Annotated in this window: 1 protein-coding gene and 1 pseudogene; both read right to left on the bottom strand. The window is 43.1% G+C overall.

The genetic code is table 11. The features are described 5' to 3' along the window. Window positions 1-169, bottom strand: a pseudogene (locus tag R7E47_RS24275) (CAI-1 autoinducer synthase); the annotation flags it as partial. Between the two features lie 355 nt (window positions 170-524). Next, window positions 525-1,469 (bottom strand): ribosome biogenesis GTPase YlqF, encoded by a 945-nt coding sequence (gene ylqF, locus R7E47_RS24270; RefSeq protein WP_318085229.1) that lies wholly within the window; start codon window positions 1,467-1,469, stop codon window positions 525-527. Between the last annotated feature and the right edge of the window lie 31 nt (window positions 1,470-1,500).

Genomic DNA, 1,500 nt, shown 5'->3' with positions numbered 1-1,500 from the left:
AGAGCGAAAGGTAATCATTGCTTTGCATAACCACAGCATTTTCGGACGGTCGTTTGCCAAGAACGAGGTGCTTTTGATTTTCGTTAGATTTAATTAAATCTTGAATATGGAAATTAAGGCGTTCCTCGATAAAAGAGGGCAGTGGTTTAGTTTCGTTTTTAGTACACATAATAAATCTCTTTGTGATTTGGAAAAACGCCAGCGCTGACCTTATTTATATTGAGGATTTTGGGGAGAGTGTCACTAATCAAGTTGCATAACTTTGCTAGCGCTTGCAAACTCGATATTTAAGGGTTGGATGGTGGCTGTAACTCCTTAGGCTACGGGGGTCTAAACTAGTTTGTGTTCAATAAATAAACATGTTTTTTTGTGCTTGTACGCCGTAAAAAATGTAGTACAAAATTACACGTAAATACGACAAAAAGTGGTTACGTTGATGAGGCGGGGTTATCTAGTTGGGTGTAAAAGTGGCGGACAAAAAAAGGCGCGAAAATCGCGCCTAGGAATAGAGTGAGAAAAAGAACTTAGCGTTTGTTACGTAAGTAACGTTTACGACGTTCTTCCTTACGTTTCGCTTTCTCTTCTTCTTTGCGAGCCGTTTCTATTTCGACTTCGATCAGTTCTTGAGTAATCATCTCAGGAAGCTCAAGAGTGATTTGTCCTAGTGTACCTTGTCGAAGCTCGTGAAGTAGAATCTCAGATACTTTATGAAGATCCACTCGGCCACCTGCTCGTAGCGCGCCGCGACGACGGCCAATTTCTTCCATGATCTCAATGTCAGACTCTGGCAGCTCTTCGATTTGGTAACGTTCTTTTAGACGTTCTGGGTAATGTGCTGCTAGATACTCAACAGTGTAAAACGCAACTTCGTCGTACTCCATTGCTGTATCTTTTACGGCACCCGTTGCCGCTAAACGGAAACCACTATGCGGGTTTTCCACTTTTGGCCAAAGAATCCCAGGTGTGTCAGATAGAACAATGCCGTTTTGTAAATTAATGCGTTGTTGGCGACGCGTTACCGCTGGTTGGTTACCCGTTACTGCGATAGTGCGACCAGCCAGTGTGTTGATGATGGACGAGTTACCCACGTGTTGGATGCCCAGGATCATGGTACGAATGTTTTTACCAACTTCTTCACGGTGTGGCGCAAGCTTACGACAAAGCTCCATAATTTTATGTACTTCTTGAGGCTCAGAAGTCGTAATTGCCATTGCTTTTACGTTTTGTTCTTTCTCAAGATGGTCAATCCACAGTTGCGTCAGCTCTGGATCAGCCAAATCGCGCTTGTTTAGCACTTTTACAACAGGCTTTTCACCGCGGATTTTTGAAATCATAGGGTTTTCGCTACTGAAAGGAATACGAGCATCCAGTACTTCGATGATCACATCCACCTGCGGGATGGCTTCTTCGATCTCTTTACGCGCTTTATGCATGTGGCCAGGAAACCACAGGATTTCGTTGTTAACCATTTGAAAATATGCCTTTAAATTTATGGTTAAG

Origin of the sequence: Vibrio sp. Vb1026 (genome assembly GCF_033338745.1) — a bacterium.
In the GTDB taxonomy this organism is placed as follows: domain Bacteria; phylum Pseudomonadota; class Gammaproteobacteria; order Enterobacterales; family Vibrionaceae; genus Vibrio; species Vibrio alginolyticus.
Note: the sequence above shows the minus strand (reverse complement) of the source record. Positions and strands in the feature narration are given on the sequence as shown.

Coding starts and splice junctions, on each gene's coding strand:
- ylqF (WP_318085229.1), bottom strand. CDS start 1,469: ATGGTTAACAACGAAATCCTGTGGTTTCCTGGCCACATGCATAAAGCG.